The sequence below is a fragment of the Pseudomonas sp. X4 genome, assembly GCF_040784925.1.
Classification (GTDB): domain Bacteria; phylum Pseudomonadota; class Gammaproteobacteria; order Pseudomonadales; family Pseudomonadaceae; genus Aquipseudomonas; species Aquipseudomonas putida_Z.
The window spans coordinates 1542371-1568908 of the sequence record NZ_CP160798.1 but is presented as its reverse complement, the minus strand read 5'-3'; the positions used below and the strand labels follow the sequence as shown (position 1 = coordinate 1568908).

At 61.3% G+C, this 26538-nt stretch carries 22 protein-coding genes and 2 tRNA genes; 23 read left to right on the top strand and 1 reads right to left on the bottom strand.

What is annotated here, in order from left to right; translation table 11 throughout:
* The first annotated feature begins 146 nt into the window (after positions 1-146).
* From grpE to ABX298_RS06830, 8 genes are all read left to right on the top strand, one after another.
* A complete protein-coding gene (grpE, locus tag ABX298_RS06865; RefSeq protein WP_025340709.1) occupies positions 147-704 on the top strand; it encodes a nucleotide exchange factor GrpE in 558 nt (185 codons plus the stop codon).
* A 101-nt stretch (positions 705-805) separates the two neighbouring features.
* Positions 806-2731, top strand: coding sequence for a molecular chaperone DnaK (gene dnaK / locus ABX298_RS06860; RefSeq protein ID WP_025340708.1), 1926 nt, complete (start codon positions 806-808; stop codon positions 2729-2731).
* 197 nt (positions 2732-2928) lie between these two features.
* Positions 2929-4053: a molecular chaperone DnaJ gene (gene dnaJ, locus ABX298_RS06855; protein ID WP_025340707.1), complete on the top strand. Its 1125-nt coding sequence runs from the start codon at positions 2929-2931 to the stop codon at positions 4051-4053.
* 13 nt (positions 4054-4066) lie between these two features.
* Positions 4067-4873 carry a 4-hydroxy-tetrahydrodipicolinate reductase gene (dapB, locus tag ABX298_RS06850; protein ID WP_286100601.1) on the top strand — a complete coding sequence of 269 codons (807 nt, stop codon included), beginning with the start codon at positions 4067-4069 and terminating at the stop codon, positions 4871-4873.
* Between the two features lie 326 nt (positions 4874-5199).
* Positions 5200-6336: a glutamine-hydrolyzing carbamoyl-phosphate synthase small subunit gene (gene carA / locus ABX298_RS06845; RefSeq protein ID WP_025340706.1), complete on the top strand. Its 1137-nt coding sequence runs from the start codon at positions 5200-5202 to the stop codon at positions 6334-6336.
* A 105-nt stretch (positions 6337-6441) separates the two neighbouring features.
* Complete coding sequence (gene carB / locus ABX298_RS06840; protein ID WP_015271865.1) at positions 6442-9663, top strand: carbamoyl-phosphate synthase large subunit; 3222 nt, start codon at positions 6442-6444, stop codon at positions 9661-9663.
* Entirely contained in the window at positions 9660-10142 is a 483-nt protein-coding gene (greA, locus tag ABX298_RS06835) for a transcription elongation factor GreA (RefSeq protein WP_003249939.1), read from the top strand. The genes carB and greA overlap by 4 nt, the downstream gene beginning before the upstream one ends.
* Positions 10120-10560 (top strand): hypothetical protein, encoded by a 441-nt coding sequence (locus ABX298_RS06830; protein ID WP_049798463.1) that lies wholly within the window; start codon positions 10120-10122, stop codon positions 10558-10560. Before greA ends, ABX298_RS06830 begins: the two co-directional genes overlap by 23 nt.
* Positions 10561-10704: 144 nt before the next feature.
* On the opposite strand, the gene yhbY is transcribed toward ABX298_RS06830, so the two are convergent.
* Entirely contained in the window at positions 10705-11013 is a 309-nt protein-coding gene (gene yhbY / locus ABX298_RS06825) for a ribosome assembly RNA-binding protein YhbY (protein WP_003249945.1), read from the bottom strand.
* Positions 11014-11115: 102 nt separating this feature from the next.
* Here yhbY and rlmE point away from each other — a divergent pair, with 102 nt between their 5' ends.
* From rlmE to pnp, 15 genes are all read left to right on the top strand, one after another.
* Positions 11116-11742, top strand: a complete 627-nt coding sequence (gene rlmE, locus ABX298_RS06820) for a 23S rRNA (uridine(2552)-2'-O)-methyltransferase RlmE (RefSeq protein WP_025340705.1) — start codon at positions 11116-11118, stop codon at positions 11740-11742.
* Between the two features lie 203 nt (positions 11743-11945).
* Positions 11946-13850, top strand: a complete 1905-nt coding sequence (gene ftsH / locus ABX298_RS06815; protein WP_025340704.1) for an ATP-dependent zinc metalloprotease FtsH — start codon at positions 11946-11948, stop codon at positions 13848-13850.
* 8 nt (positions 13851-13858) lie between these two features.
* The gene (gene folP / locus ABX298_RS06810; RefSeq protein WP_075046426.1) at positions 13859-14710 is read left to right on the top strand and encodes a dihydropteroate synthase; all 852 of its coding nucleotides are present in this window, start codon (positions 13859-13861) and stop codon (positions 14708-14710) included.
* A 16-nt stretch (positions 14711-14726) separates the two neighbouring features.
* Positions 14727-16067, top strand: a complete 1341-nt coding sequence (gene glmM / locus ABX298_RS06805; protein ID WP_075046425.1) for a phosphoglucosamine mutase — start codon at positions 14727-14729, stop codon at positions 16065-16067.
* A 65-nt stretch (positions 16068-16132) separates the two neighbouring features.
* Complete coding sequence (gene tpiA / locus ABX298_RS06800) at positions 16133-16888, top strand: triose-phosphate isomerase (RefSeq protein WP_025340701.1); 756 nt, start codon at positions 16133-16135, stop codon at positions 16886-16888.
* A 4-nt stretch (positions 16889-16892) separates the two neighbouring features.
* Positions 16893-17291 (top strand): preprotein translocase subunit SecG, encoded by a 399-nt coding sequence (gene secG, locus ABX298_RS06795; protein WP_015271857.1) that lies wholly within the window; start codon positions 16893-16895, stop codon positions 17289-17291.
* Positions 17292-17312: 21 nt separating this feature from the next.
* Positions 17313-17398, top strand: a tRNA-Leu gene (locus tag ABX298_RS06790).
* A gap of 100 nt (positions 17399-17498) precedes the next feature.
* Positions 17499-17575, top strand: a tRNA-Met gene (locus ABX298_RS06785).
* Positions 17576-17705: 130 nt separating this feature from the next.
* Complete coding sequence (rimP, locus tag ABX298_RS06780; RefSeq protein ID WP_003249960.1) at positions 17706-18164, top strand: ribosome maturation factor RimP; 459 nt, start codon at positions 17706-17708, stop codon at positions 18162-18164.
* Positions 18165-18223: 59 nt separating this feature from the next.
* Complete coding sequence (gene nusA / locus ABX298_RS06775; protein ID WP_003258062.1) at positions 18224-19705, top strand: transcription termination factor NusA; 1482 nt, start codon at positions 18224-18226, stop codon at positions 19703-19705.
* 27 nt (positions 19706-19732) lie between these two features.
* A complete protein-coding gene (infB, locus tag ABX298_RS06770; RefSeq protein WP_025340700.1) occupies positions 19733-22273 on the top strand; it encodes a translation initiation factor IF-2 in 2541 nt (846 codons plus the stop codon).
* 116 nt (positions 22274-22389) lie between these two features.
* Complete coding sequence (gene rbfA, locus ABX298_RS06765; protein ID WP_025340699.1) at positions 22390-22788, top strand: 30S ribosome-binding factor RbfA; 399 nt, start codon at positions 22390-22392, stop codon at positions 22786-22788.
* A gap of 3 nt (positions 22789-22791) precedes the next feature.
* Entirely contained in the window at positions 22792-23709 is a 918-nt protein-coding gene (gene truB, locus ABX298_RS06760; protein WP_013974284.1) for a tRNA pseudouridine(55) synthase TruB, read from the top strand.
* A gap of 147 nt (positions 23710-23856) precedes the next feature.
* Positions 23857-24126, top strand: a complete 270-nt coding sequence (gene rpsO, locus ABX298_RS06755) for a 30S ribosomal protein S15 (RefSeq protein WP_003249971.1) — start codon at positions 23857-23859, stop codon at positions 24124-24126.
* A gap of 250 nt (positions 24127-24376) precedes the next feature.
* Positions 24377-26482: a polyribonucleotide nucleotidyltransferase gene (gene pnp, locus ABX298_RS06750; RefSeq protein WP_075046423.1), complete on the top strand. Its 2106-nt coding sequence runs from the start codon at positions 24377-24379 to the stop codon at positions 26480-26482.
* The last annotated feature ends 56 nt before the right edge of the window (positions 26483-26538 follow it).

Here is a 26538-nt window from a genome sequence, read left to right as displayed (position 1 = left end):
TTTCAGGCCTGCCAATGCCCCTTGGCAGATTCTGTTGCAGCCGGGAAAACCACCTTGCCCCTTGAAGCTGGTTTTTCCGGCCCCATATAGCCGACATCCAAGGCGAGCCTGGCTCGCAGTCCACAAAATTGCGCAGGAGAGACCCCATGGCTGACGAACAGCTGAACGAGAAAGACCTTAACGTCGAAGAGACCGGTGCAGGTAATGCTGCCGACGCCCGCGTCCTGGAACTCGAGGAGCAGCTGGCCGCCGCCAAGGACCAAGCGCTGCGCGCCGTTGCCGACGTGCAGAACGCTCGCCGTCGTGCCGAACAGGACGTCGAGAAAGCCCACAAGTTTGCCCTCGAGAAGTTCTCGGGCGACCTGCTGCCTGTGATCGACAGCCTGGAACTGGCCCTGGCGCACTCCAGTGCCGACGATGAGCACGTCAAGCAGATCCGCGAAGGCGTCGAGCTGACCCTGAAGATGTTCCAGGACACCCTCAAGCGTTACAACCTCGAAGCAGTCGACCCGCACGGCCAGCCGTTCAATCCAGAGCATCATCAGGCCATGGCCATGCAGGAAAACGCCGAAGTCGAGCCTAACAGCGTGCTGAACGTCTTCCAGAAGGGCTATCTGCTCAACGGCCGCCTGCTGCGCCCTGCCATGGTGGTGGTCAGCAAGGCGCCGAGCGCGGCGCAGCCCTCGATTGATGAAAAGGCTTGAAATCCTTCCGGGCATCCCCATCTAGGTGTCAAGCCTTCAAGTATTACTGCAGTTGGCCAAAGTAGTCGCTGCTACCAAATTCAAGTTTCGGGAGAGTTAACATGGGTAAAATCATCGGTATCGACCTGGGGACCACTAACTCGTGCGTCTCTGTTCTGGAAAACGGTAACGTCAAGGTCATCGAAAACGCCGAAGGTGCGCGTACCACCCCTTCGATCGTGGCCTACGCCAATGATGGCGAAATCCTGGTTGGTCAGTCGGCCAAGCGTCAGGCGGTCACCAATCCGCACAACACTCTGTTCGCAGTGAAGCGCCTGATTGGCCGTCGCTTCGAAGAAGACGTGGTGCAGAAAGACATCAAGCTGGTGCCTTACAAGATCGTCAAGGCCAGCAACGGCGACGCCTGGGTACAAGCCAGCGGCAAGGACATGGCTCCGCCGCAGATCAGCGCCGAAGTCCTGAAGAAAATGAAGAAAACCGCCGAAGACTACCTCGGCGAGCCAGTTACCGAAGCGGTCATCACCGTTCCGGCCTACTTCAACGACAGCCAGCGTCAGGCCACCAAGGATGCCGGTCGCATCGCTGGCCTGGACGTAAAACGCATCATCAACGAGCCGACTGCCGCTGCGCTGGCTTACGGCATGGACAAGGCCAAGGGCGACCACACCGTCATCGTTTATGACCTGGGTGGCGGTACCTTCGACGTTTCGGTCATCGAAATCGCCGAAGTCGATGGTGAGCACCAGTTCGAAGTACTGGCTACCAACGGCGACACCTTCCTGGGTGGCGAAGACTTCGACATGCGCCTGATCGACTACCTCGTCGACGAGTTCAAGAAAGAGTCCGGCATGGACCTGAAGAACGATCCGCTCGCGCTGCAGCGTCTGAAAGAAGCCGCTGAAAAGGCCAAGATCGAACTGTCCTCCGCTCAGTCGACCGACGTGAACCTGCCGTACATCACTGCAGACGCTACCGGTCCGAAGCACCTGAACGTGAAGATTTCCCGCGCCAAGCTGGAATCTCTGGTCGAAGACCTGGTTGCCCGTACCATCGAGCCTTGCCGCATCGCTCTGAAAGACGCTGGCATCGATGCCAGCAAGATCGACGATGTGATCCTGGTCGGCGGTCAGACCCGCATGCCGCTGGTGCAGAAAGCCGTTGCCGACTTCTTCGGCAAGGAAGCACGCAAGGACGTCAACCCGGACGAAGCCGTGGCCATGGGTGCTGCCATCCAGGGCGCCGTGCTGGCCGGTGACGTGAAAGACGTACTGCTGCTGGACGTCAGCCCGCTGACCCTGGGTATCGAAACCATGGGTGGCGTGATGACTTCGCTGATCGAGAAGAACACCACCATCCCGACCAAGAAGTCGCAGGTGTTCTCGACTGCCGATGACAACCAGGGTGCCGTGACCATTCACGTGCTGCAGGGTGAGCGCAAGCAGGCTGCTCAGAACAAGTCGCTGGGCAAGTTCGACCTGGCTGACATTCCGCCGGCTCCACGTGGCGTGCCGCAGATCGAAGTAACCTTCGACATCGACGCCAACGGCATCCTGCACGTCAGCGCCAAGGACAAGGCCACCGGCAAGTCGCAGTCGATCGTGATCAAGGCCAACTCCGGCCTGTCGGACGAAGAGATCGAGCGCATGGTGCGTGACGCCGAGGCCAATGCCGAGGAAGACCGCAAGTTCGAAGAGCTGGCCGCTGCCCGTAACCAGGGTGATGCGCTGGTTCACTCGACCCGCAAGATGGTCGCTGACGCTGGTGACAAGGTTACCGCTGAAGAGAAAACCGCCATCGAGGCTGCCGTTGTTGCCCTGGAAGCCGCTGTCAAAGGCGACGACAAGGCTGCCATCGACGCCAAGGTCGAAGAGCTGTCCAAGGTATCGGCACCGGTTGCCCAGAAGATGTACGCCGAGCAGTCGGCCGAACAGCCTCAGGGCGGCGCGCAGCAGGCCGAGCCGGAAGCCAAGCACGATGACGTGGTTGACGCTGAGTTCGAAGAAGTGAAAGACAACAACAAGCAGTAATCCCTGCATGTTGTCGGCCGGTTCACCGCCGTTTGGCGGTGAGCTGGTAGGATGTCGCCGCGCGGGGGCTTGCTCCCGCGTTGGCGTATCTGGAATTCGAGAATTTTTACAGCATCTGTCAGTGGCCCTGGTGGGCAAAAGGCAGGTGCTGATGGCGCGGCGCAGATGCCAGACGCCCAACAAGGTGCAAATGACCTATGTCCAAGCGTGATTATTATGAGGTACTGGGTGTCGAGCGCGGCGCCAGCGAAGCTGACCTCAAGAAGGCTTACCGCCGCCTGGCGATGAAGTACCACCCGGACCGTAACCCGGGCGACAAAGAGTCGGAAGACAAGTTCAAGGAAGCCAACGAGGCCTACGAAGTGCTGTCTGACGCCAGCAAGCGTGCGGCCTTCGACCAGTACGGCCATGCGGGTGTAGACCCGAGCATGGGTGGCGGTGGCGCCGGTTTCGGCGGTGCCAACTTCTCCGACATCTTCGGCGATGTGTTCAGCGACTTCTTCGGTGGCGGCCGCGGCGGCTCGCGTGGCGGCGCCCAGCGCGGCAGCGACCTGCGCTACACCCTGGAACTGAACCTGGAAGAGGCGGTGCGTGGCACCACGGTCAGCATCCGCGTGCCCACCCTGGTCAATTGCCAGCCTTGCGACGGCTCCGGTGCCAAGAAGGGCTCGACCCCGTCCACCTGCCCGACTTGTGGCGGTATCGGCCAGGTGCGCATGCAGCAGGGCTTCTTCTCGGTACAGCAGACCTGCCCGCGCTGCCATGGCCAGGGCAAGATCATTACCGACCCCTGCACCTCGTGCCACGGCGAAGGTCGTGTCGAGGAATACAAGACGCTGTCGGTCAAGGTGCCGGCAGGTGTCGATACCGGCGACCGCATCCGCCTGTCGGGCGAGGGCGAGGCTGGTACCCATGGTGGCCCGACTGGCGACCTGTATGTGGTGATCAACGTGCGTGAGCACGAGATCTTCCAGCGTGATGGCAAGCACCTGTACTGCGAAGTACCGATCAGCTACACCGATGCCGCCCTGGGTGGCGAGCTGGAAGTGCCGACCCTCGATGGTCGGGTGAAGCTGAAGATCCCGGAAGGTACCCAGACCGGCAAGCAGTTCCGCCTGCGCGGCAAGGGTGTTGCCCCGGTGCGTGGTGGTGGTGCGGGTGACCTGCTGTGCCGCGTGGCGGTGGAAACTCCGGTCAACCTCAGCCGCCGCCAGCGCGAGTTGCTCGAAGAGCTGCGTGATTCGCTGGAAGGCGATAGCTCCCACTCGCCCAAGGCCAGTGGCTGGTTCGATGGCGTGAAGCGCTTCTTCGGCGATCTCTGACAAGGAAATGGCTATGCGACGTATTGCAGTGATGGGCGCGGCAGGGCGGATGGGCAAGACCCTCGTCGAAGCCGTGCAGCAGCAGGCTCCCCAGGCGGGCCTGACGGCGGCGATCGACCGCCCGGACAGCTCGCTGGTAGGGGCTGATGCTGGTGAGCTGGCGGCCCTGGGCCGTATTGGTGTGCCGATTTCCGACGACCTGAGCAAGGTGGTCGATGAGTTCGACGTGCTGATCGACTTCACCCACCCTTCGGTAACCCTGAAGAACCTGGCGTTCTGCCGCAAGGCGGGCAAGGCGATGGTCATCGGCACCACTGGCTTCACTCCAGAAGAGAAGCAGCAGTTGGCCGAAGCCGGCAAGGACATCCCGATCGTCTTCGCCGCCAACTTCAGCGTCGGCGTCAACCTGTGCCTGAAGCTGCTGGATACCGCGGCGCGCGTGCTGGGGGACGATGTGGATATCGAAATCCTCGAAGCGCACCACCGGCACAAGGTCGATGCACCGTCGGGCACCGCGCTGCGCATGGGTGAAGTGGTTGCCCAGGCGCTGGGTCGCAACCTGCAGGAAGTGGCCGTGTATGGCCGTGAAGGGCAGACCGGTGCACGTGAGCGTCAGACCATCGGCTTCGCCACCGTGCGTGCCGGTGATGTGGTGGGTGACCATACCGTGCTGTTCGCTGCTGAAGGCGAGCGCGTCGAGATTACCCACAAGGCTTCCAGCCGCATGACCTTCGCCAAGGGCGCTGTGCGTGCGGCGCTGTGGCTGGACGGGCGTGAACCTGGCCTGTACGACATGCAGGATGTGCTCGAGCTGCGTTAAGCAGTTGGAGTGGTGTTGGCTTCTTCGCGGGCTTGCCCGCTCCCACAGGGATAGCGCAAGCCTTGAGGTTTGTGGAGCCTTGTGGGAGCGGGCAAGCCCGCGAAGAAGCCGGCGCCGATGTCAGCCTGTCGCATTGATGTGTTTTAGAGGCACATCCGCGGTAGACCGAAAACGCACTTTTCTGTAAGCTACAGCTTTAGTGTGTCCACTAAAAGCGCGCAGCGAATTGAATTCAGCACATGAAAGCGGGGTGACGTGTCCATACGTCACTCCGCTTTTTTGCAACCTGCGATCGCCCTTTCATGCTTGATTTACGGGAGGTCTTCTTGACAAAGCCAGCCATACTCGCCCTTGCCGACGGCAGTATTTTCCGCGGTGAAGCTATCGGTGCCGACGGTCAGACCGTTGGTGAGGTGGTATTCAACACCGCTATGACCGGCTACCAGGAAATCCTTACAGACCCTTCCTACGCGCAGCAAATCGTTACCCTGACCTACCCGCACATCGGCAACACCGGTACTACCCCGGAAGACGCCGAGTCGAACCGCGTCTGGTCCGCTGGCCTGGTCATTCGTGACCTGCCGCTGCTGGCCAGCAACTGGCGTAACACCCAGTCGCTGCCTGAGTACCTCAAGGCCAACAACGTCGTCGCCATCGCCGGCATCGACACCCGTCGCCTGACCCGAATCCTGCGTGAAAAGGGCGCTCAGAACGGTTGCATCCTCGCCGGTGACAACATCAGCGAAGAAGCCGCCATCGCCGCTGCACGCGCCTTCCCGGGCCTGAAGGGCATGGACCTGGCCAAGGTCGTTTCCACCAAGGAACGCTACGAGTGGCGCTCCAGCGTGTGGGAACTGAAGACCGACAGCCACCCGACCATCGAAGCCGCTGACCTGCCATACCACGTGGTCGCCTTCGACTACGGCGTCAAGTTGAACATCCTGCGCATGCTGGTTGCCCGTGGCTGCCGCGTGACCGTGGTGCCGGCCCAGACCCCGGCCAGCGAAGTGCTGGCACTCAACCCGGACGGCGTGTTCCTGTCCAACGGCCCTGGCGACCCCGAGCCGTGCGACTACGCCATCCAGGCGATCAAGGACATCCTCGAGACCGAGATCCCGGTATTCGGCATCTGCCTGGGCCACCAGCTGCTGGCCCTGGCCTCTGGCGCCAAGACCGTGAAAATGGGCCACGGCCACCACGGTGCCAACCACCCGGTCCAGGACCTGGACACCGGCGTGGTCATGATCACCAGCCAGAACCACGGCTTTGCCGTTGACGAGGCCACCCTGCCGGGCAACGTCCGCGCCATCCACAAGTCGTTGTTCGACGGCACCCTGCAGGGTATCGAGCGTACCGACAAGAGCGCGTTCAGCTTCCAGGGCCACCCTGAAGCGAGCCCAGGCCCGACCGACGTCGCGCCACTGTTCGATCGTTTCATCGATGCCATGGCCAAGCGCCGCTGAGCATCCTGCTTCAAGGCCCCGGGCCGGCTTGCGCCGCGCCCGGAAGCGCCTGACCCAGATTGTTCAAAGCGGCTTGCCGACTGACCCCGGATTTGAGTGACAACCATGCCAAAACGTACAGACATCAAAAGCATCCTGATTCTCGGCGCTGGCCCGATCGTGATCGGCCAGGCCTGCGAATTCGACTACTCCGGCGCCCAGGCCTGTAAAGCCCTGCGCGAGGAAGGTTTCCGCGTCATCCTGGTGAACTCCAACCCGGCCACCATCATGACCGACCCTGCCATGGCCGACGCCACCTACATCGAGCCGATCAAGTGGCAGTCGGTGGCCAAGATCATCGAGAAAGAGCGCCCGGACGCACTGCTGCCGACCATGGGTGGCCAGACTGCACTGAACTGCGCCCTGGACCTGGAGCGCCACGGCGTTCTGGAAAAGTTCGGCGTGGAAATGATCGGTGCCAACGCCGACACCATCGACAAGGCCGAAGACCGCTCGCGCTTCGACAAGGCGATGAAGGACATCGGCCTGGAGTGCCCGCGCTCCGGTATCGCCCACAGCATGGAAGAAGCCAACGCCGTCCTCGAGCGCCTGGGCTTCCCGTGCATCATCCGTCCGTCGTTCACCATGGGCGGCACCGGTGGTGGTATCGCCTACAACCGTGAAGAATTCGAAGAAATCTGCGCCCGTGGCCTGGACCTGTCGCCGACCAAGGAACTGCTGATCGACGAATCGCTGATCGGCTGGAAGGAATACGAGATGGAGGTGGTCCGCGACAAGAAGGACAACTGCATCATCGTCTGCTCGATCGAGAACTTCGACCCGATGGGCGTGCACACCGGTGACTCGATCACCGTTGCCCCGGCACAGACCCTGACCGACAAGGAATACCAGATCATGCGCAACGCCTCGCTGGCGGTGCTGCGTGAAATCGGTGTGGAAACCGGCGGTTCCAACGTGCAGTTCGGTATCTGCCCGAACACTGGCCGCATGGTCGTGATCGAGATGAACCCGCGCGTTTCGCGTTCCTCGGCGCTGGCCTCCAAGGCCACCGGCTTCCCGATCGCCAAGATCGCTGCCAAGCTGGCTGTCGGCTACACCCTAGACGAACTGCAGAACGACATCACCGGCGGCCGCACCCCAGCGTCCTTCGAGCCGTCGATCGACTACGTCGTCACCAAGCTGCCGCGTTTCGCCTTCGAGAAATTCCCGAAAGCCGACGCCCGCCTGACCACCCAGATGAAGTCCGTGGGTGAAGTCATGGCCATCGGCCGTACCTTCCAGGAGTCCCTGCAGAAAGCCCTGCGCGGCCTGGAAGTCGGCGCCTGCGGCCTCGACCCGAAAGTCGACCTGGCCAACCCTGAAGCCAGCAGCATCCTCAAGCGCGAGCTGACCGTACCGGGCGCCGAGCGTATCTGGTACGTGGCTGACGCCATGCGTGCCGGCATGACCTGCGAGCAGATCTTCGACCTGACCGGCATCGACATGTGGTTCCTGGTGCAGATGGAAGACCTGATCAAGGAAGAGGAGAAGGTCAAGACCCTGGCCCTGTCGTCGATCGACAAGGACTACATGCTGCGCCTCAAGCGCAAGGGCTTCTCCGACCAGCGCCTGGCCAAGCTGCTGGGTATCACAGACAAGAACCTGCGCCGTCACCGCCACAAGCTGGAAGTGTTCCCGGTGTACAAGCGCGTCGACACCTGCGCTGCCGAGTTCGCCACCGACACCGCCTACCTGTACTCCACCTACGAGGAAGAGTGCGAGGCCAACCCGTCGACCCGCGACAAGATCATGATCCTGGGTGGCGGCCCTAACCGTATCGGCCAGGGTATCGAGTTCGACTACTGCTGCGTACACGCCGCACTTGCGCTGCGTGAAGACGGTTACGAGACCATCATGGTCAACTGCAACCCGGAAACCGTCTCCACCGACTACGACACCTCCGACCGCCTGTACTTCGAGCCGCTGACCCTGGAAGACGTGCTGGAAGTGTGCCGCGTCGAGAAGCCGAAAGGCGTGATCGTCCACTACGGCGGCCAGACCCCGCTGAAACTGGCCCGCGCCTTGGAAGAAGCCGGCGTACCGATCATCGGTACCAGCCCTGACGCCATCGACCGCGCCGAAGACCGCGAGCGCTTCCAGCAGATGGTTCAGCGCCTGAACCTGCTGCAGCCGCCAAACGCCACCGTGCGCAGCGAAGAAGAAGCCATCAGCGCCGCTGGCGGCATCGGCTACCCGCTGGTAGTGCGCCCGTCGTACGTGCTGGGCGGCCGTGCCATGGAAATCGTCTACGAACTGGACGAGCTCAAGCGCTACCTGCGTGAAGCCGTACAGGTGTCCAACGACAGCCCGGTACTGCTCGACCACTTCCTCAACTGCGCCATCGAGATGGATGTGGATGCGGTGTGCGACGGCACCGACGTGGTGATCGGCGCGATCATGCAGCACATCGAGCAGGCCGGCGTTCACTCCGGTGACTCGGCGTGCTCGCTGCCACCTTACTCGCTGAGCAAGGAAGTGCAGGACGAAGTCCGCGTACAGGTCAAGAAAATGGCCCTGGAGCTGGGCGTGGTCGGCCTGATGAACGTGCAGCTGGCCCTGCAGGGCGACAAGATCTACGTGATCGAAGTCAACCCGCGTGCTTCGCGTACCGTGCCGTTCGTCTCCAAGTGCATCGGCACCTCCCTGGCGATGATCGCAGCCCGCGTCATGGCCGGCAAAACCCTCAAAGAGCTGGGCTTCACCCAGGAAATCATCCCGAACTTCTACAGCGTCAAGGAAGCCGTCTTCCCGTTCGCCAAGTTCCCGGGGGTTGACCCGATCCTCGGCCCTGAGATGAAATCGACCGGTGAAGTCATGGGTGTCGGTGACAGCTTCGGTGAAGCCTTCGCCAAGGCCCAGATGGGTGCCAGCGAAGTGCTGCCGACTGGCGGTACCGCCTTCATCAGCGTGCGTGACGACGACAAGCCGCAAGTGGCTGGCGTTGCCCGCGACCTGATCGCCCTGGGCTTCGAAGTGGTTGCAACTGCCGGCACTGCCAAGGTTATCGAAGCGGCTGGCCTGAAGGTGCGCCGTGTGAACAAGGTGACCGAAGGTCGCCCGCACGTGGTCGACATGATCAAGAACGACGAAGTGTCGCTGATCATCAACACCACCGAAGGCCGCCAGTCGATCGCCGATTCCTACTCGATTCGTCGCAATGCGCTGCAGCACAAGATTTACTGCACCACTACCATTGCGGCCGGTGAAGCCATCTGCGAGGCGCTGAAATTCGGTCCGGAAAAGACCGTTCGTCGCCTGCAGGATCTGCATGCAGGACTGAAAGCATGAGCATTACCAAGTACCCTATGACCGTCCAGGGCGCTCGCGCCCTGGAAGAGGAGCACCTGTTCCTGAGCAAGACCGAGCGCCCGCGCCTGAGCCAGGCCATCGGCGAAGCACGTGAACTGGGCGACCTCAAGGAAAACGCCGAATACCATGCCGCCCGTGAAGAGCAGGGCATGGTCGAGGCGCGTATCCGCGATATCGAAGGCCGCCTGCAGAACTCGGTGGTGATCGACGTGACCACCATCCCTCACACCGGCAAGGTGATTTTCGGTACCACCGTGGTACTGGCCAACACCGAAACCGATGAAGAGGTGACCTACCAGATCGTCGGCGAGGATGAAGCTGACGTGAAGCAGGGCAAACTCTCGAGCGGTGCGCCGATTGCCCGTGCCATCATCGGCAAGGAAGAAGGTGATACTGTCGTCGTCAAGACGCCTAGCGGGACGGTCGAGTACGAGATTGTCGAAGTCAAGCACATCTGACCGGCGCCTGCGGGCGCCATCCCTCGAGGGGATCCTCTGGCAGCTGGCCCAGGTTTTCTGGGTCGGTGGCTTGTGGGTGTTTCACGTGGGGCTGGTGCCCGCGCTCAAGGTCAGTGGCCTGGCGCCGCTGCTGGTGCAGGATATCGCCGGGCAGATCGACCGCTGGTTGATCGGTGTGGCGCTGCTTGGCTTGTTGACCCAGCTGGCGGTGCTGGCAAGGGTGGACGGCTTGTCGGCCTGGTGGCAGCAGTTCCGTGGCCAGATGCTGTTGCTCGGCTTTGGTGCCTGCGTGGGGTATTACACCTTGCGCTACGGTATTTCCGTTGGCGAGCGCTGGCAGCTGCTCTGTTTCCTGGTGCTGGGCTTTTCCGGCATCGTGCTGGTGGCCCAGCCGGTTCCGGTCAAGGTGCGCCGCTAAACGGCTCGAGATCGCTGGGGCCGCTTTGCGGCCCTTTCGCGACACAAGGCCGCTCCCACAGGGATTGCGTTGTGCCGCAGGTCGGTGCAATCCCTGTGGGAGCGGCCTTGTGTCGCGATGGGCTGCGCAGCAGCCCCCGTGCCGTTACTTGTAACGGTGGATATTGGACAGCTGCTTGTTCGGCTGTGGGTTCTTGCGGTAGATCAGGGCTTTCTTGCCAATGGTCTGCACCAGCTCGGCACGGCCGGCCTTGCACAGTTCGGCAATGGTCTCGGCCCGCTCTTCGCGGTCTTCCGAGCGAATTTCGACCTTGATCAGCTCATGGTCGACCAGGGCGCGCTCCAGTTCGGCGATGACGCCTTCATTCAAACCGTTGCCAGCAACGATCAGGACCGGCTTCAGGTCATGACCAATGGACTTGTATTGCTTCTTCTGCTCGTTATTGAGCGGCATAATCTGACCCTTTCCGTCTGATTCTGTAAAATTGACCGGCATTTTACCCGAGGGCCACCGGCTCCGCCCAGTCAATCACGACGCATATCATCGAGGTGCCCCGTGGTACAACGTTCCAAAAGCAGCGCAAACTGGCTGCGAGAGCATTTCAACGATCCTTTTGTGAAACAGGCACAAAAGGATGGCTACCGCTCGCGTGCGAGCTACAAATTGCTGGAGATCCAGGAAAAGGACCGGCTGATCCGCCCAGGCATGAGCGTGATCGACCTCGGCGCGGCTCCTGGTGGCTGGTCGCAGGTGACCAGTCGTCTGATTGGTGGCCAGGGCCGCCTGATCGCCTCCGACATCCTGGAGATGGACTCGATCCCCGATGTGACCTTCATCCAGGGTGATTTCACCCATGATGAAGTGCTGCAGCGCATTCTCGAGGCCGTCGGCGATTCACACGTGGACCTTGTGATTTCCGACATGGCCCCCAATATGAGTGGTACGCCTGCGGTGGACATGCCGCGTGCCATGTTCCTCTGCGAGCTGGCCCTCGATCTGGCAACCCGCGTGCTGAAGCCCGGCGGCGATTTCCTGATCAAGATTTTCCAGGGCGAAGGTTTTGACGTGTACCTCAAGGACGTGCGCAGCAAGTTCGACAAGGTACAGATGCGCAAGCCGTCGTCGTCGCGTGACCGTTCCCGCGAGCAGTACCTGCTGGGCAGGGGTTTCAAGGGGGCATGAAAGGCGTGAAGCGTGGTGGCCGATAGTTATTTCCAATCGGCCGCTGCGTCAGGATCGTCCGAACTTCGTGTAGTCTAGCTTTCACAAAGGGTTACAGACGGTGCCTGCGGCTGCGTAGGTAATGTAGTAAGTTAGGGCGATGAATATCATGCGAGGAACGGCTGCGTCGTGCGCCGACCTCAGAGGGTAGCGAATTGAACGACATGGCAAAGAATCTGATCCTGTGGTTGATCATCGCAGCTGTCCTGGTGACAGTGATGAACAACTTCTCCAGCCCTAACGAGCCGCAGACCCTCAACTATTCCGACTTCATCCAGCAGGTCAAGGATGGCAAGGTCGAGCGTGTGACCGTCGACGGCTACATCATTACCGGCAAGCGCGCCGACGGCGACAATTTCAAGACCGTTCGCCCGGCCATTACCGACAACGGCCTGATCGGCGACCTGGTCGACAACCACGTCATCGTCGAAGGCAAACAGCCTGAGCAGCAGAGCATCTGGACCCAGCTGCTGGTGGCGAGCTTCCCGATCCTGGTGATCATCGCTGTGTTCATGTTCTTCATGCGCCAGATGCAGGGCGGCGCGGGCGGCAAGGGCGGGCCGATGAGCTTCGGCAAGAGCAAGGCGCGCCTGCTGTCCGAAGACCAGGTCAAGACCACCCTGGCCGACGTTGCAGGTTGCGACGAAGCCAAGGAAGAGGTCGGCGAGCTGGTCGAGTTCCTGCGCGACCCGGGCAAGTTCCAGCGCCTGGGCGGCCGTATCCCGCGTGGCGTGCTGATGGTCGGCCCGCCCGGTACCGGTAAGACCTTGCTTGCCAAGGCCATCGCTGGCGAGGCGAAGGTGCCGTTCTTCACCATTTCCGGTTCGGACTTCGTGGAAATGTTCGTCGGTGTCGGTGCCAGCCGTGTGCGCGACATGTTCGAGCAGGCCAAGAAGCACGCCCCGTGCATCATCTTCATCGACGAGATCGACGCCGTTGGTCGCCACCGTGGCGCCGGCATGGGTGGCGGTCACGACGAGCGTGAGCAAACCCTCAACCAGTTGCTGGTGGAGATGGACGGCTTCGAGATGAACGATGGCATCATCGTCATCGCCGCTACCAACCGTCCGGACGTGCTCGACCCGGCTCTGCTGCGCCCCGGCCGCTTCGACCGCCAGGTGGTGGTTGGCCTGCCGGACATTCGTGGTCGCGAACAGATTCTCAAGGTGCACATGCGCAAGGTGCCGGTCGGCGAGAACGTCAACCCGGCGGTCATTGCCCGTGGTACCCCTGGCTTCTCCGGTGCAGACCTGGCCAACCTGGTCAACGAGGCCTCGCTGTTTGCCGCGCGCGCCAACAAGCGCCTGGTCGAAATGAAAGAGTTCGAGCTGGCCAAGGACAAGATCATGATGGGCGCCGAGCGCAAGACCATGGTCATGTCCGAGAAAGAAAAGCAGAACACCGCCTACCACGAGGCTGGCCACGCCATTGTCGGTCGCCTGGTGCCTGAGCACGATCCGGTCTACAAGGTTTCGATCATTCCGCGCGGTCGTGCCTTGGGCGTGACCATGTTCCTGCCGGAAGAAGACCGCTACAGCCTGTCCAAGCGCGCACTGATCAGCCAGATCTGCTCGCTGTACGGCGGCCGTATTGCCGAAGAAATGACCCTGGGCTTCGACGGTGTCACTACCGGCGCGTCCAACGACATCATGCGTGCCAGCCAGATCGCCCGAAACATGGTGACCAAGTGGGGTCTTTCCGAAAAACTTGGCCCGCTGATGTACGCCGAGGAAGAAGGCGAGGTGTTCCTGGGTCGCAGTGCTGCCAGCCAGCACGCCAGCGTTTCCGGCGAAACCGCCAAGCTGATCGACTCGGAAGTGCGCAGCATCATCGACCAGTGCTACGCCACGGCCAAGCAGCTGCTCACCGACAACCGTGACAAGCTCGATGCCATGGCCGAAGCGCTGATGAAGTACGAGACCATCGACGCCGAGCAGATTGACGATATCATGGCCGGCCGTACCCCCCGCGAACCGCGCGACTGGGATGATGACTCGGCTTCGGGCAAGCCTGCTGCCCAGGGTGATCGCCCGGAATCGCCGATCGGCGGTCCAGCGGCTCAACACTAAGGGCATCTATGAGCTCAGCGCAGTACCCGACCCGGTTGCCTTGCGGCAACCGGGTTCTTGATTTGTCGCGTACCCATGTCATGGGTATTCTCAATATCACCCCTGATTCCTTCTCCGATGGCGGGCGCTTCAACCAGCGCGACGAGGCGTTGCGTCATGCCGAAGCGATGGTTGCCGCAGGCGCCACGCTGATCGACATCGGCGGCGAGTCCACGCGTCCGGGCGCGCGCGCGGTATCGGTGACCGAGGAGCTGGAGCGGGTAGCCCCCATGGTCGAGGCGATCAACAGCCGCCTCGATGTGGTCATCTCGGTCGATACCTCCACCCCGGCGGTCATGCGTGAATCGGCGCGCCTCGGTGCGGGGCTGATCAACGACGTGCGAGCCCTGGAGCGCGATGGCGCCCTGGATGCTGCCGCGGATACCGGCCTGCCGGTATGCCTCATGCACATGCGCGGCGAGCCGGGTAACATGCAGGACGACCCACATTACGAAGATGTGACCGCCGACGTTACGCGTTACCTTGAGCAGCGAATGGCCGCCTGCGCTGCGGCGGGCATCGACGCAAACAGAATCATCCTTGATCCGGGCTTCGGTTTTGCCAAGACACTGGCGCACAACCTGAGCCTGTTCAAGCATATGGAAGCGCTCTATCGCCTTGGGCGCCCGCTGCTGGTGGGTGTTTCACGCAAGAGCATGATCGGCCTGACGCTGGAACGTCCGGTCGGCGAGCGGTTGTACGGCAGCCTCGCGCTGGCGGCGTTGGCCATGACCAAGGGGGCGAGCATCCTTCGTGTCCATGACGTGGCCGAAACCGTTGATGTGGTGCGCATGATCGCTGCGGTGCAAAACGCCGAATAAGAACATTGGAGCCCCTATGAGCAGAAAATACTTTGGTACCGACGGCATTCGTGGCCGTGTCGGCGAATACCCGATCACGCCTGACTTCATGCTGAAGCTTGGTTGGGCGGCCGGCATGGCCTTCCGCAAGCAAGGCCACTGCCGGGTGCTGGTTGGCAAGGACACGCGTATTTCCGGCTACATGTTCGAGTCCGCACTCGAAGCCGGCCTGTCTGCGGCAGGTGCCGACGTGATGCTGCTCGGGCCGATGCCTACGCCGGCCATCGCCTACCTGACGCGTACCTTCCACGCCGAAGCCGGCATCGTCATCAGCGCCTCGCACAACCCGCACGATGACAACGGCATCAAGTTCTTCTCGGGCCAGGGGACCAAGCTGCCGGATGAAGTCGAGCTGATGATCGAGGAATTGCTCGACCAGCCGATGACCGTTGTCGACTCGGGCAAGCTGGGCAAGGTTTCGCGCATCAACGATGCCGCCGGCCGCTACATCGAGTTCTGCAAGAGCAGCGTGCCGAGCAGCACCAGTTTCGACGGCCTCAAGCTGGTGGTCGATTGCGCCCATGGCGCCACCTACAAGGTTGCGCCAAGCGTGTTCCGCGAGCTGGGTGCCGATGTGACCGTGCTGCATGCTCAGCCCGACGGCCTGAACATCAACGAAGGCTGTGGCTCGACTCACATCGAATCGCTGCAGGCTGCCGTGCTGGTCGGTCATGCCGACCTGGGCATCGCCTTCGACGGTGATGGCGACCGCGTGCTGATGGTCGACCACACCGGCGCCATCGTCGATGGTGACGAACTGCTGTTCATCATCGCCCGCGACCTGCAGGACCGAGGCAAGCTGCAGGGCGGGGTAGTGGGCACGCTGATGAGCAACCTGGGCCTTGAGCTTGCGCTGAAGGACCTGGATATCCCGTTTGTGCGGGCCAAGGTCGGTGACCGTTACGTCATGGCCGAGCTGCTGGAGCGTGAGTGGCTGGTCGGTGGTGAAAACTCCGGTCACGTCGTGTGCTGCAATCACACCACCACTGGTGACGCGATCATCGCTGCGCTGCAGGTGCTGATGGCACTCAAGCGCCGTGGCGAAACCCTGGCCCAGGCTCGTCAGGCCCTGCGCAAGTGCCCGCAGGTGCTGATCAATGTGCGCTATGGCGCCAGCAAGGTCGACCCGCTGGAGCACCCGGCGGTCAAGGAAGCCAGTGCCAAGGTGACCGAGGCCTTGGCCGGTCGCGGCCGCGTGCTGCTGCGCAAATCCGGTACCGAGCCGTTGGTGCGGGTGATGGTCGAGGGCGAGGACGAAAGCCAGGTGCGTGCGCACGCAGAAGCGTTGGCCAAACTGGTTGGCGAAGTTTGTGTCTGAAGGCGCTTGCCAGCGCAGATAGGGTTGGGTACTATCTGCGCCCACTTTGACCGACGAGGTAAAGCATGCGTCGCCCTATGGTAGCTGGTAACTGGAAGATGCACGGTACCCGCGCTAGCGTCGCTGAGCTGACCGAAGGCTTGAGAAATCTGGCCTTGCCGAGCGGAGTGGAAGTCGCGGTGTTTCCACCGGCCTTGTTCATCAATCAAGTGATCGATGGTCTGGCAGGTAAGGAAATTACTGTCGGCGCACAGAATTCTGCAGTACAACCCGAACAGGGTGCGCTGACCGGAGAAGTTGCTCCGGAACAGCTGGTTGAAGCAGGCTGCAAGTTGGTGTTGATTGGTCATTCGGAGCGTCGCCAGATCATTGGTGAAACCGACGAAGTGCTCAATCGCAAGTTTGCAGCGGCCCAAGCCAAAGGTTTGAAGCCAGTGCTTTGCATCGGGGAAACCCTTGAAGAGCGCGAGGCCGGCAAAACGCTCGAAGTTGTCGGGCGTCAACTAAGCAGTATCATCGAGGCATTCGGTGTTAAGGCTTTTGCCAATGCAGTAATTGCCTATGAGCCTGTATGGGCCATTGGCACTGGCCTTACGGCCACGCCACAGCAGGCCCAGGATGTGCATGCAGCCATCCGCGGCCAGCTGGCGGCAGAAGATGCTGAAGTGGCTGCGAAGGTGCAGTTGCTCTACGGCGGCAGCGTGAAGGCGGCCAATGCGGCCGAACTGTTCGGCATGCCGGATATCGATGGGGGGCTCATTGGTGGAGCTTCCCTGAACGCAGACGAATTCGGTGCAATTTGTCGCGCCGCAGGAAACTGAACAAATGCTGGAAACAGTCATCGTTGTTTTTCATCTGTTGGCAGCGCTGTCGCTTGTAGTGCTGGTTCTGTTGCAACAGGGTAAAGGTGCGGAAGCAGGTGCATCTTTCGGCGCGGGTGCTTCAAATACCGTGTTCGGGAGCCAGGGCTCTGCAACGTTCCTGAGTAAATTAACTGCTATACTCGCTGCCACTTTCTTTTTGACAGCACTTGGGTTAGGATACTTCGCGAAGCAACAAGCTCACCAGCTTAGCCAAGCAGGTCTTCCAGATCCAGCAGTGCTAGAAGTGAAAGAGCCGCAGAAACCGGCAGTTAATGATGATGTACCGGTGCTCCAGCAGCAGAAGAGCGAAACCACTCCTAATACGGGTGATGTACCTCCTCCGGCACAAGAGCAGAAGTAACGGGTTTCAAGTAGTAGTATTGCCGAGGTGGTGGAATTGGTAGACACGCAACCTTGAGGTGGTTGTGCCCATAGGGTGTAGGGGTTCGAGTCCCCTTCTCGGTACCAATTAAAGCTTGAGAGCCCGCTTTAGCGGGCTTTCTTGCAGGTGAAGGTTCGGATTTGACCCTCAGGAGGGTTCGGTCTTATACTTTTGCCCCAGCTTTGTCGCGGGGTGGAGCAGCTTGGTAGCTCGTCGGGCTCATAACCCGAAGGTCGTTGGTTCAAATCCAGCCCCCGCAACCAGCTTCAGCGGAGCCCCTTTTCAGGGGCTTTTTGCTAACCGAACAGTTTTCGGCGTCGTTGTCCAACGGCGCTTTCAGGGATGGGCGCTTCGCCCATTTTTTATTTGCACAGCATGCACGAGGGGGTTCAGGTGTCGAGCAAGCTAGAACAGTTGCAGGCCTTGTTGGCCCCGGTTGTCGAGGGTCTGGGCTATCAATGCTGGGGGATCGAATACGTTTCCCAGGGTAAGCATTCGGTACTGCGCATCTACATCGACAAGGAAGGCGGCATCCTGGTGGACGACTGCGAAGCGGTCAGCCGTCAGGCCAGCGCAATTCTCGATGTGGAAGATCCGATCAGCAGTGAATACACCCTCGAGGTGTCTTCTCCAGGCATGGATCGCCCACTGTTCACTCTGGAACAGTTTGCCTCGCATGCCGGCGAACAAGTGAAGATCAAGCTGCGCTCACCCTTCGAGGGTCGTCGTAACTTCCAGGGCCTTCTCCGCGGTGTGGAGGAGCAGGACGTGGTGGTCCAGGTGGACAATCAAGAGTTCCTGTTGCCGATCGACTCGATCGACAAGGCCAATATTATTCCCAGTTTTGACTGAGACGTGCCGGGCCCGGCGGACTATCCGGGCCCAATGGCTTGCGCAAGGCGAGGCGTACGATGAGCAAAGAAGTACTGCTGGTTGTTGAATCGGTATCCAACGAAAAAGGTGTACCGCCCGGCGTCATTTTCGAAGCGCTGGAAGTGGCACTGGCCACTGCAACCAAAAAACGTTTTGAAGACGAAGTCGACCTGCGTGTGGAAATCAACCGCCACACCGGTAGCTACGAGACCTTCCGTCGCTGGACCGTGGTCGACGAAGCCGATCTTGATGATCCGGCGATCGAGACCTGGTTGAGCAAGATTCACGAAACCCACCCTGAAGCCAAGGTCGGTGACGTGATCGAAGAGAAGATCGAGTCCATCGAGTTCGGTCGTATTGCCGCCCAGACCGCCAAGCAGGTCATCGTGCAGAAGGTCCGTGAGGCCGAGCGTGCCCAGGTGGTCGATGCCTACCGCGAGCGCGTTGGCGAGATCATCTCCGGCACCGTCAAAAAGGTTACCCGCGACAACGTCATCGTTGACCTGGGCAACAACGCCGAGGCCCTGCTGGCCCGCGAAGACATCATTCCGCGTGAGACCTTCCGTGTTGGCGTGCGCCTGCGTGCGCTGCTCAAGGAAATTCGCACCGAGAACCGCGGCCCTCAGCTGATCCTGTCGCGCACCGCGCCACAGATGCTGATCGAGCTTTTCCGCATCGAAGTGCCGGAAATTGCCGAAGGCCTCATCGAAGTCATGGCTGCCTCCCGTGATCCGGGTTCGCGAGCCAAGATCGCCGTCCGCTCCAAGGACAAGCGCATCGACCCGCAAGGCGCCTGCATCGGCATGCGTGGTTCGCGCGTCCAGGCCGTATCCGGGGAGCTGGGTGGTGAGCGTGTGGATATCGTCCTGTGGGACGATAACCCGGCGCAGTTTGTCATCAACGCCATGTCGCCGGCTGAAGTCGCGGCGATCATCGTTGATGAAGATGCCCATGCCATGGACATCGCCGTTGCCGAGGACAACCTGGCCCAGGCCATTGGTCGTGGCGGTCAGAACGTTCGCCTGGCCAGTCAGCTGACCGGCTGGACCCTGAACGTGATGACCGAGAAGGACATCCAGGCCAAGCAGCAGGCCGAAACCGGTGACATCCTGCGCAATTTCATCGATGAACTGGAAGTCGACGAGGAGCTGGCCCAAGTGCTGGTCGACGAAGGCTTCACCAGTCTCGAAGAAATTGCCTACGTACCGTTGGAAGAAATGCTCAACATCGATGGCTTTGACGAAGATATCGTCAACGAGCTCCGCGCTCGAGCCAAGGACCGTTTGTTGACCAAGGCCATCGCTACCGAAGAAAAACTGGCAGACGCCCATCCGGCTGACGACCTGCTCTCCCTCGAGGGCATGGACAAGGACCTGGCGGCGGAACTGGCGGTGCGCGGCGTGGTTAACCGCGAAGACCTGGCCGAGCAGTCGATCGACGATCTGCTCGACATCGACGGCATCGACGAAGAGCGTGCCGGCAAGTTGATCATGGCCGCCCGAGCCCACTGGTTCGAGTAATTAGGCGCGGCCTGAGGAGAGAAGTGCATGACGCAAGTCACGGTGAAAGAACTGGCCCAAGAGGTCGAGGCACCGGTAGAGCGCCTGCTGCAGCAGATGCGTGAGGCAGGTCTGCCGCACACCGACGCCGGTCAGGTAGTGACCGACAATGAGAAGCAGACCTTGCTGACTCATTTGAAGAGCAGCCACAAGAGCAAGGCGGAAGAACCGCGCAAGATTACCTTGCAGCGCAAAACCACCAGCACCCTGCGTGTCGCCGGTAGCAAGAGCATCAGCGTAGAAGTACGCAAGAAGAAAGTATTCGTGCAGCGCAGCCCGGAAGAAATCCAGGCTGAGCAGAAGCGTGAACTGGATGAGCGCCGCGCGGCTGAAAATGCCGCTCGCGAGAAGGTCGAGGCCGAAGTTCGCCAGCGCAACGAAGAGCAGGCTCGCCGTCAGGCCGCCGATACCGCTGCTGCAGCCCCTGCGCCTGCCGCCAAGCCAGAGGCGGCGCCTGCCGCTGCCCCGGCCCCGGTAGTTGCCGATGCCCCGGCGTCCGAAGACGCCGCAGCCCGTGCTGCCGAGCGCAAGAAGGACGAAGCCCGTCGCAACGAAGGCCGCACCCGTGACGAAGACCGTCGTGGTGGCGAGCGTCGTGGCGAGGCCCCGCGCGTGTCGATCAAGGTCAAGGTCAAGGAGAAGGAAAAGGCTCCGACTCCTCGTGCCGCACCGCGCACCACCGATGAAGAGAGCGATGGCGTACGCCGTGGCCGCGGTGGCAAGAGCAAGCTGAAGAAGCGCAACCAGCACGGCTTCCAGAACCCGACTGGTCCAGTCATCCGTGACGTGACCATCGGCGAGACCATCACCGTCTCGGAACTGGCCCAACAGATGTCGGTCAAGGCCGCTGAGGTGGTCAAGTTCATGTTCAAGCTGGGTACCCCGGTCACCATCAACCAGGTGCTCGACCAGGAAACTGCTCAGCTGGTCGCCGAAGAACTGGGCCACAAAGTGACCCTGGTCAGCGATACCGCCCTGGAAGACTCTCTGGCCGAATCGCTGAAGTTCGAAGGTGAAGTCGAATCGCGTGCGCCGGTCGTTACCGTCATGGGTCACGTTGACCACGGCAAGACCTCGCTGCTCGACTACATCCGTCGTGCCAAGGTTGCCGCTGGCGAAGCCGGTGGTATTACCCAGCACATCGGTGCCTACCACGTGGAAACCGACCGCGGCATGGTCACCTTCCTCGATACCCCAGGCCACGCTGCGTTCACTGCAATGCGTGCCCGTGGTGCCAAGGCTACCGACATCGTCATCCTGGTGGTGGCAGCGGACGACGGCGTGATGCCGCAAACCCGCGAAGCCGTTCAGCATGCCAAGGCAGCTGGCGTTCCGCTGGTGGTTGCGGTGAACAAGATCGACAAGCCGGGTGCCGACATCGATCGCATCCGCAACGAACTGGCCGTCGAAGGCGTGACCTCCGAGGACTGGGGTGGTGACACTCCGTTCGTCAAGGTTTCGGCGAAGATGGGTACCGGCGTCGACGAACTGCTCGAAGCTGTCCTGCTGCAGGCCGAGATCCTTGAGCTGACCGCTACCCCGACCGCTCCAGGTCGTGGCGTGGTTGTCGAATCTCGCCTGGACAAGGGCCGTGGCCCGGTGGCTACCATCCTGGTTCAGGACGGTACCCTGCGTCAGGGCGACATGGTCCTGTGCGGTTCCAACTATGGCCGCGTGCGCGCCATGCTCGACGAGAACGGCAAGCCTGTGAAGGAAGCCGGCCCGTCGATCCCGGTCGAAATCCTCGGCCTGGATGGTACCCCGGAAGCCGGTGACGAGCTGTCCGTGGTTGCCGACGAGAAGAAGGCCCGTGAAGTTGCCCTGTTCCGTCAAGGCAAGTACCGCGAGGTCAAGCTGGCCCGTGCTCACGCCGGCAAGCTGGAAAACATCTTCGAGACCATGGGTCAGGAAGAGAAGAAGACCCTCAACATCGTCCTCAAGACCGACGTGCGTGGTTCCCTGGAAGCACTGCAGGGTTCGCTGTCGGGCCTGGGCAACGACGAAGTTCAGGTGCGCGTGATCGGTGGCGGCGTCGGTGGTATCACCGAAAGCGACGCCAACCTGGCGCTGGCTTCGAATGCAGTACTGTTCGGCTTCAACGTGCGTGCCGATGCCGGCGCGCGCAAGATCGTCGAGCAGGAAGGTCTGGATATGCGTTACTACAACGTGATCTACGACATCATCGAAGACGTCAAGAAGGCCCTGACCGGCATGCTCGGCAGCGATGTTCGCGAGAACATCCTGGGTGTCGCCGAAGTACGTGACGTGTTCCGTTCGCCGAAGTTCGGCGCCATCGCTGGCTGTATGGTCATCGAGGGTACCGTGTACCGCAACCGTCCGATCCGCGTACTGCGCGAAGACGTTGTTATCTTCGAAGGCGAACTGGAGTCGCTGCGTCGCTTCAAGGACGACGCCTCCGAAGTGCGTAACGGCATGGAGTGCGGTATTGGCGTGAAGAGCTACAACGACGTCAAGGTCGGCGACAAGATCGAAGTCTTCGAGAAAGTCCAGGTTGCTCGTACCCTTTAAGGGTGAGCAGGGCGCCAGCCCCCGCCGCAGGGCGGTGGGCAGTGCCTCAGTAGGTAGCGCCCGGTCAGGCATCAGCCTGACCGGGCGTTTGCCGCTTTAAGTTACAGGTAGCAAGAATGGCCAAAGAATACAGCCGTACCCAACGTATCGGTGATCAGATGCAGCGCGAGCTGGCCGAGCTGATCCGCCGTGAAGTCAAGGACCCCCGCGTCGGTCTGGTCACCATCACCGCTGTGGATGTCAGCCGCGACCTAGGCCATGCCAAGGTCTTCATCACCGTCATGGGCGAAGAAACGCCAGACGCAGTGCAGCAGTCGCTCAAGGCCCTGAACAGCGCCGCCAGCTTTCTGCGCCTGCACCTGGGCCGCTCGATGCAGCTGCGCAGCGTGCCGCAACTGCATTTCCACTTCGACGAAAGCGTCAGCCGCGGTGTCCACCTGTCGGCACTGATCGAGCGCGCGGTCGCCGAAGACCGTCTGCACAAGGATGCCGACAAGCCGGACGCCGAGGAGTAAGCGGTGGCCCAGGTCAAACGTATCCGCCGCAACGTCAGCGGCATCATCCTGCTCGACAAGCCGCTGGGCTTCACCTCCAACGCCGCCCTGCAAAAGGTGCGCTGGCTGCTCAATGCGGAAAAAGCCGGCCATACCGGCAGCCTCGACCCGCTGGCAACCGGCGTGCTGCCGCTGTGCTTCGGCGAAGCGACCAAGTTTTCGCAGTACCTGCTCGATTCCGACAAGGGCTACGAAACGGTCATGCAGATGGGGCAGACTACCAACACCGGTGATGCCGAAGGTGAGGTGCTGCAGACCCGCGAGGTGACCGTTGGTCGCGCCGACATCGAGGCCCTGCTGCCGCGTTTTCGTGGCCAGATCAGCCAGATACCGCCGATGTACTCGGCGCTCAAGCGTGACGGCCAGCCGCTGTACAAGCTGGCACGTGCAGGAGAGGTAGTGGAGCGCGAGGCGCGTTCTGTTACTATTGGCCGCTTGGAGTTGCTCGAGTGCGAAGGCACCCGTGCACGGTTGAGCGTAGGATGCAGCAAAGGCACCTATATCCGCACCCTGGTGGAGGATATCGGCGAGGCCCTTGGTTGCGGCGCCTATGTCGCCGAGCTGCGCAGGACCCAGGCCGGGCCTTTCGCGCTGGCACAGACGGTCACCCTCGAGGAACTCGAACAGGCCCACGCCGAAGGCGGCAACGAAGCGCTCGACCGCTTCCTCATGCCCTCGGACAGCGGCCTGCAGGACTGGCCGCTGGTGTGCCTGTCCGAACACAGTGCGTTCTACTGGCTGCATGGGCAGGCGGTACGCGCGCCGGACGCGCCACAATTTGGCATGGTCCGGGTACAGGATCACAATGCACGCTTCATCGGTATCGGTGAAGTGAGCGAAGACGGGCGCATTGCGCCGCGTCGGCTGATTCGGTCGGAATGACCGAAACCGCGGGGCCAGGCAGTTGCCAGGCCCCACGGCACCAAGGGTGGCTGTCAGTAGGCACGGTCACACCTTTTTTATTAATACAGGGATTTGTCCCTGGCCTATTGGACCCCGCATGCGGGATCCGTTATCAGGAGAAGCCAAATGGCCCTCAGCGTTGAAGAAAAAGCTCAGATCGTTGCCGAATACCAGCAAGCCGCCGGCGATACCGGTAGCCCGGAAGTGCAGGTTGCTCTGCTGACCGCCAACATCAACAAGCTGCAAGGCCACTTCAAGGCCAACGACAAAGACCACCACTCCCGTCGTGGTCTGATTCGTATGGTCAACCAGCGTCGTAAGCTGCTGGACTACCTGAAGGGCAAAGACACCACTCGTTACAGCGCCCTGATCGGTCGCCTGGGTCTGCGTCGCTAATAGCGGCCTGGCCAGTGGTGTGCATGGCGTGTCGCAGGCTTCGGCAGGGCTGTTTTGCAGTGCTGCCGTTGGACACGCCACGCGTATCTCCGAGGTTGGCAGCCTGGCAATGCTGAGCGGATTTTCCGCTTGGTGCCAGGCTCCCAGCCTCGTGTTGTATCTGGACGGTCAATGGGGCCGATTCCCCGTTCTGCCCAAGAATTCGCAAGAAACCAGTTCCCCCAAGAGCCACTGAAAAAGGTAGGAAACCGTGAACCCGGTAATCAAGACTTTCCAGTTCGGTCAATCGACCGTTACTCTCGAAACGGGCCGTATTGCCCGTCAGGCAACCGGCGCCGTGCTGGTGACCGTCGACAACGACGTCACCGTGCTGGTGACTGTGGTAGGCGCCAAACAGGCCGATCCAGGCAAGGGTTTCTTCCCGTTGTCGGTCCACTACCAGGAAAAGACCTACGCCGCCGGCAAGATCCCGGGTGGCTTCTTCAAGCGTGAAGGCCGTCCTTCCGAGAAAGAGACCCTGACCTCGCGCCTGATCGACCGTCCGATCCGTCCGCTGTTCCCGGAAGGCTTCATGAACGAAGTGCAGGTAGTCTGCACCGTGGTTTCCACCAGCAAGAAGACCGACCCGGACATCGCTGCGATGATCGGTACCTCGGCTGCCCTGGCCATTTCCGGCATTCCGTTCGAAGGCCCGATCGGCGCCGCTCGCGTTGCCTTCCACGAAAGCACCGGCTACCTGCTGAACCCGACCTACGAGCAACTGGCTGCCTCGAGCCTGGACATGGTCGTTGCCGGTACCTCCGACGCTGTACTGATGGTTGAATCGGAAGCCAAAGAGCTGACCGAAGACCAGATGCTGGGCGCCGTACTGTTCGCCCACGACGAATTCCAGGCCGTGATCCAGGCCGTCAAGGAACTGGCCGCCGAAGCCGGCAAGCCGACCTGGGACTGGCAGCCAGCCCCAGCCAACGTCGAGCTGATGAACCTGGTGCGTGGCGAGTTCGGCGAAGCCGTTTCGCAGGCCTACACCATCACTCAGAAGGCTGACCGTTACAACCGCCTGGGCCAGCTGCGCGACGAGGCTGTTGCCCGTCTGAGCAACGAAGAGACCGGCCCGTCCGCCAGCGCCATCAAGGACATCTTCGGCGAGCTGGAATACCGCACCGTCCGCGAGAACATCGTCAACGGCAAACCGCGTATCGACGGCCGTGACACCCGCACCGTGCGCCCGCTGAACATCGAAGTCGGCGTATTGCCGAAGACCCACGGTTCGGCGCTGTTCACCCGTGGCGAAACCCAGGCCCTGGTCGTCGCGACCCTGGGTACTGCCCGTGACGCCCAGCTGCTGGACACCCTGGAAGGCGAGAAGAAAGACCCGTTCATGCTGCACTACAACTTCCCGCCATTCTCGGTGGGTGAGTGCGGCCGCATGGGCGGCGCCGGCCGTCGTGAAATCGGCCACGGCCGCCTGGCCCGTCGTGGCGTGCAGGCCATGCTGCCGAGCGACAGCGACTTCCCGTACACCATCCGCGTGGTATCGGAAATCACCGAATCCAACGGTTCCAGCTCCATGGCTTCGGTCTGTGGTGCTTCCCTGGCCCTGATGGACGCCGGTGTACCGATGAAGGCACCGGTTGCCGGTATCGCCATGGGCCTGGTCAAGGAAGGTGACAAGTTCGCCGTCCTGACCGACATCCTGGGTGACGAAGACCACCTGGGCGACATGGACTTCAAGGTAGCCGGTACCGCCAAGGGTGTTACTGCGCTGCAGATGGACATCAAGATCAACGGCATCACCGAAGAGATCATGGAAATCGCCCTGGGCCAGGCCCTGGAAGCGCGCCTGAACATCCTCGGCCAGATGAACCAGATCATCGCCCAGTCGCGTAGCGAGCTGTCGGCCAACGCCCCGACCATGATCGCGATGAAGATCGACACCGACAAGATCCGCGACGTCATCGGTAAAGGCGGCGCCACCATTCGCGCCATCTGCGAAGAGACCAAGGCTTCGATCGACATCGAAGACGACGGCTCGATCAAGATCTTCGGCGAAACCAAGGAAGCGGCAGAGGCTGCCAAGCAGCGCATCCTGGGCATCACCGCCGAGGCCGAGATCGGCAAGATCTACGTCGGCAAGGTCGAGCGCATCGTCGACTTCGGTGCCTTCGTCAACATCCTGCCTGGCAAGGACGGCCTGGTGCACATCTCCATGCTGAGCGATGCTCGCGTCGAGAAAGTCACCGACATCCTGAAAGAAGGCCAGGAAGTCGAAGTACTGGTACTGGACGTGGACAACCGCGGCCGTATCAAGCTGTCGATCAAGGACGTTGCCGCGGCCAAGGCCTCGGGCGTCTAAGCGACTGCCACGCAACAGGAAAAGGGCCCTTCGGGGCCCTTTTTTCATGGGCGAAA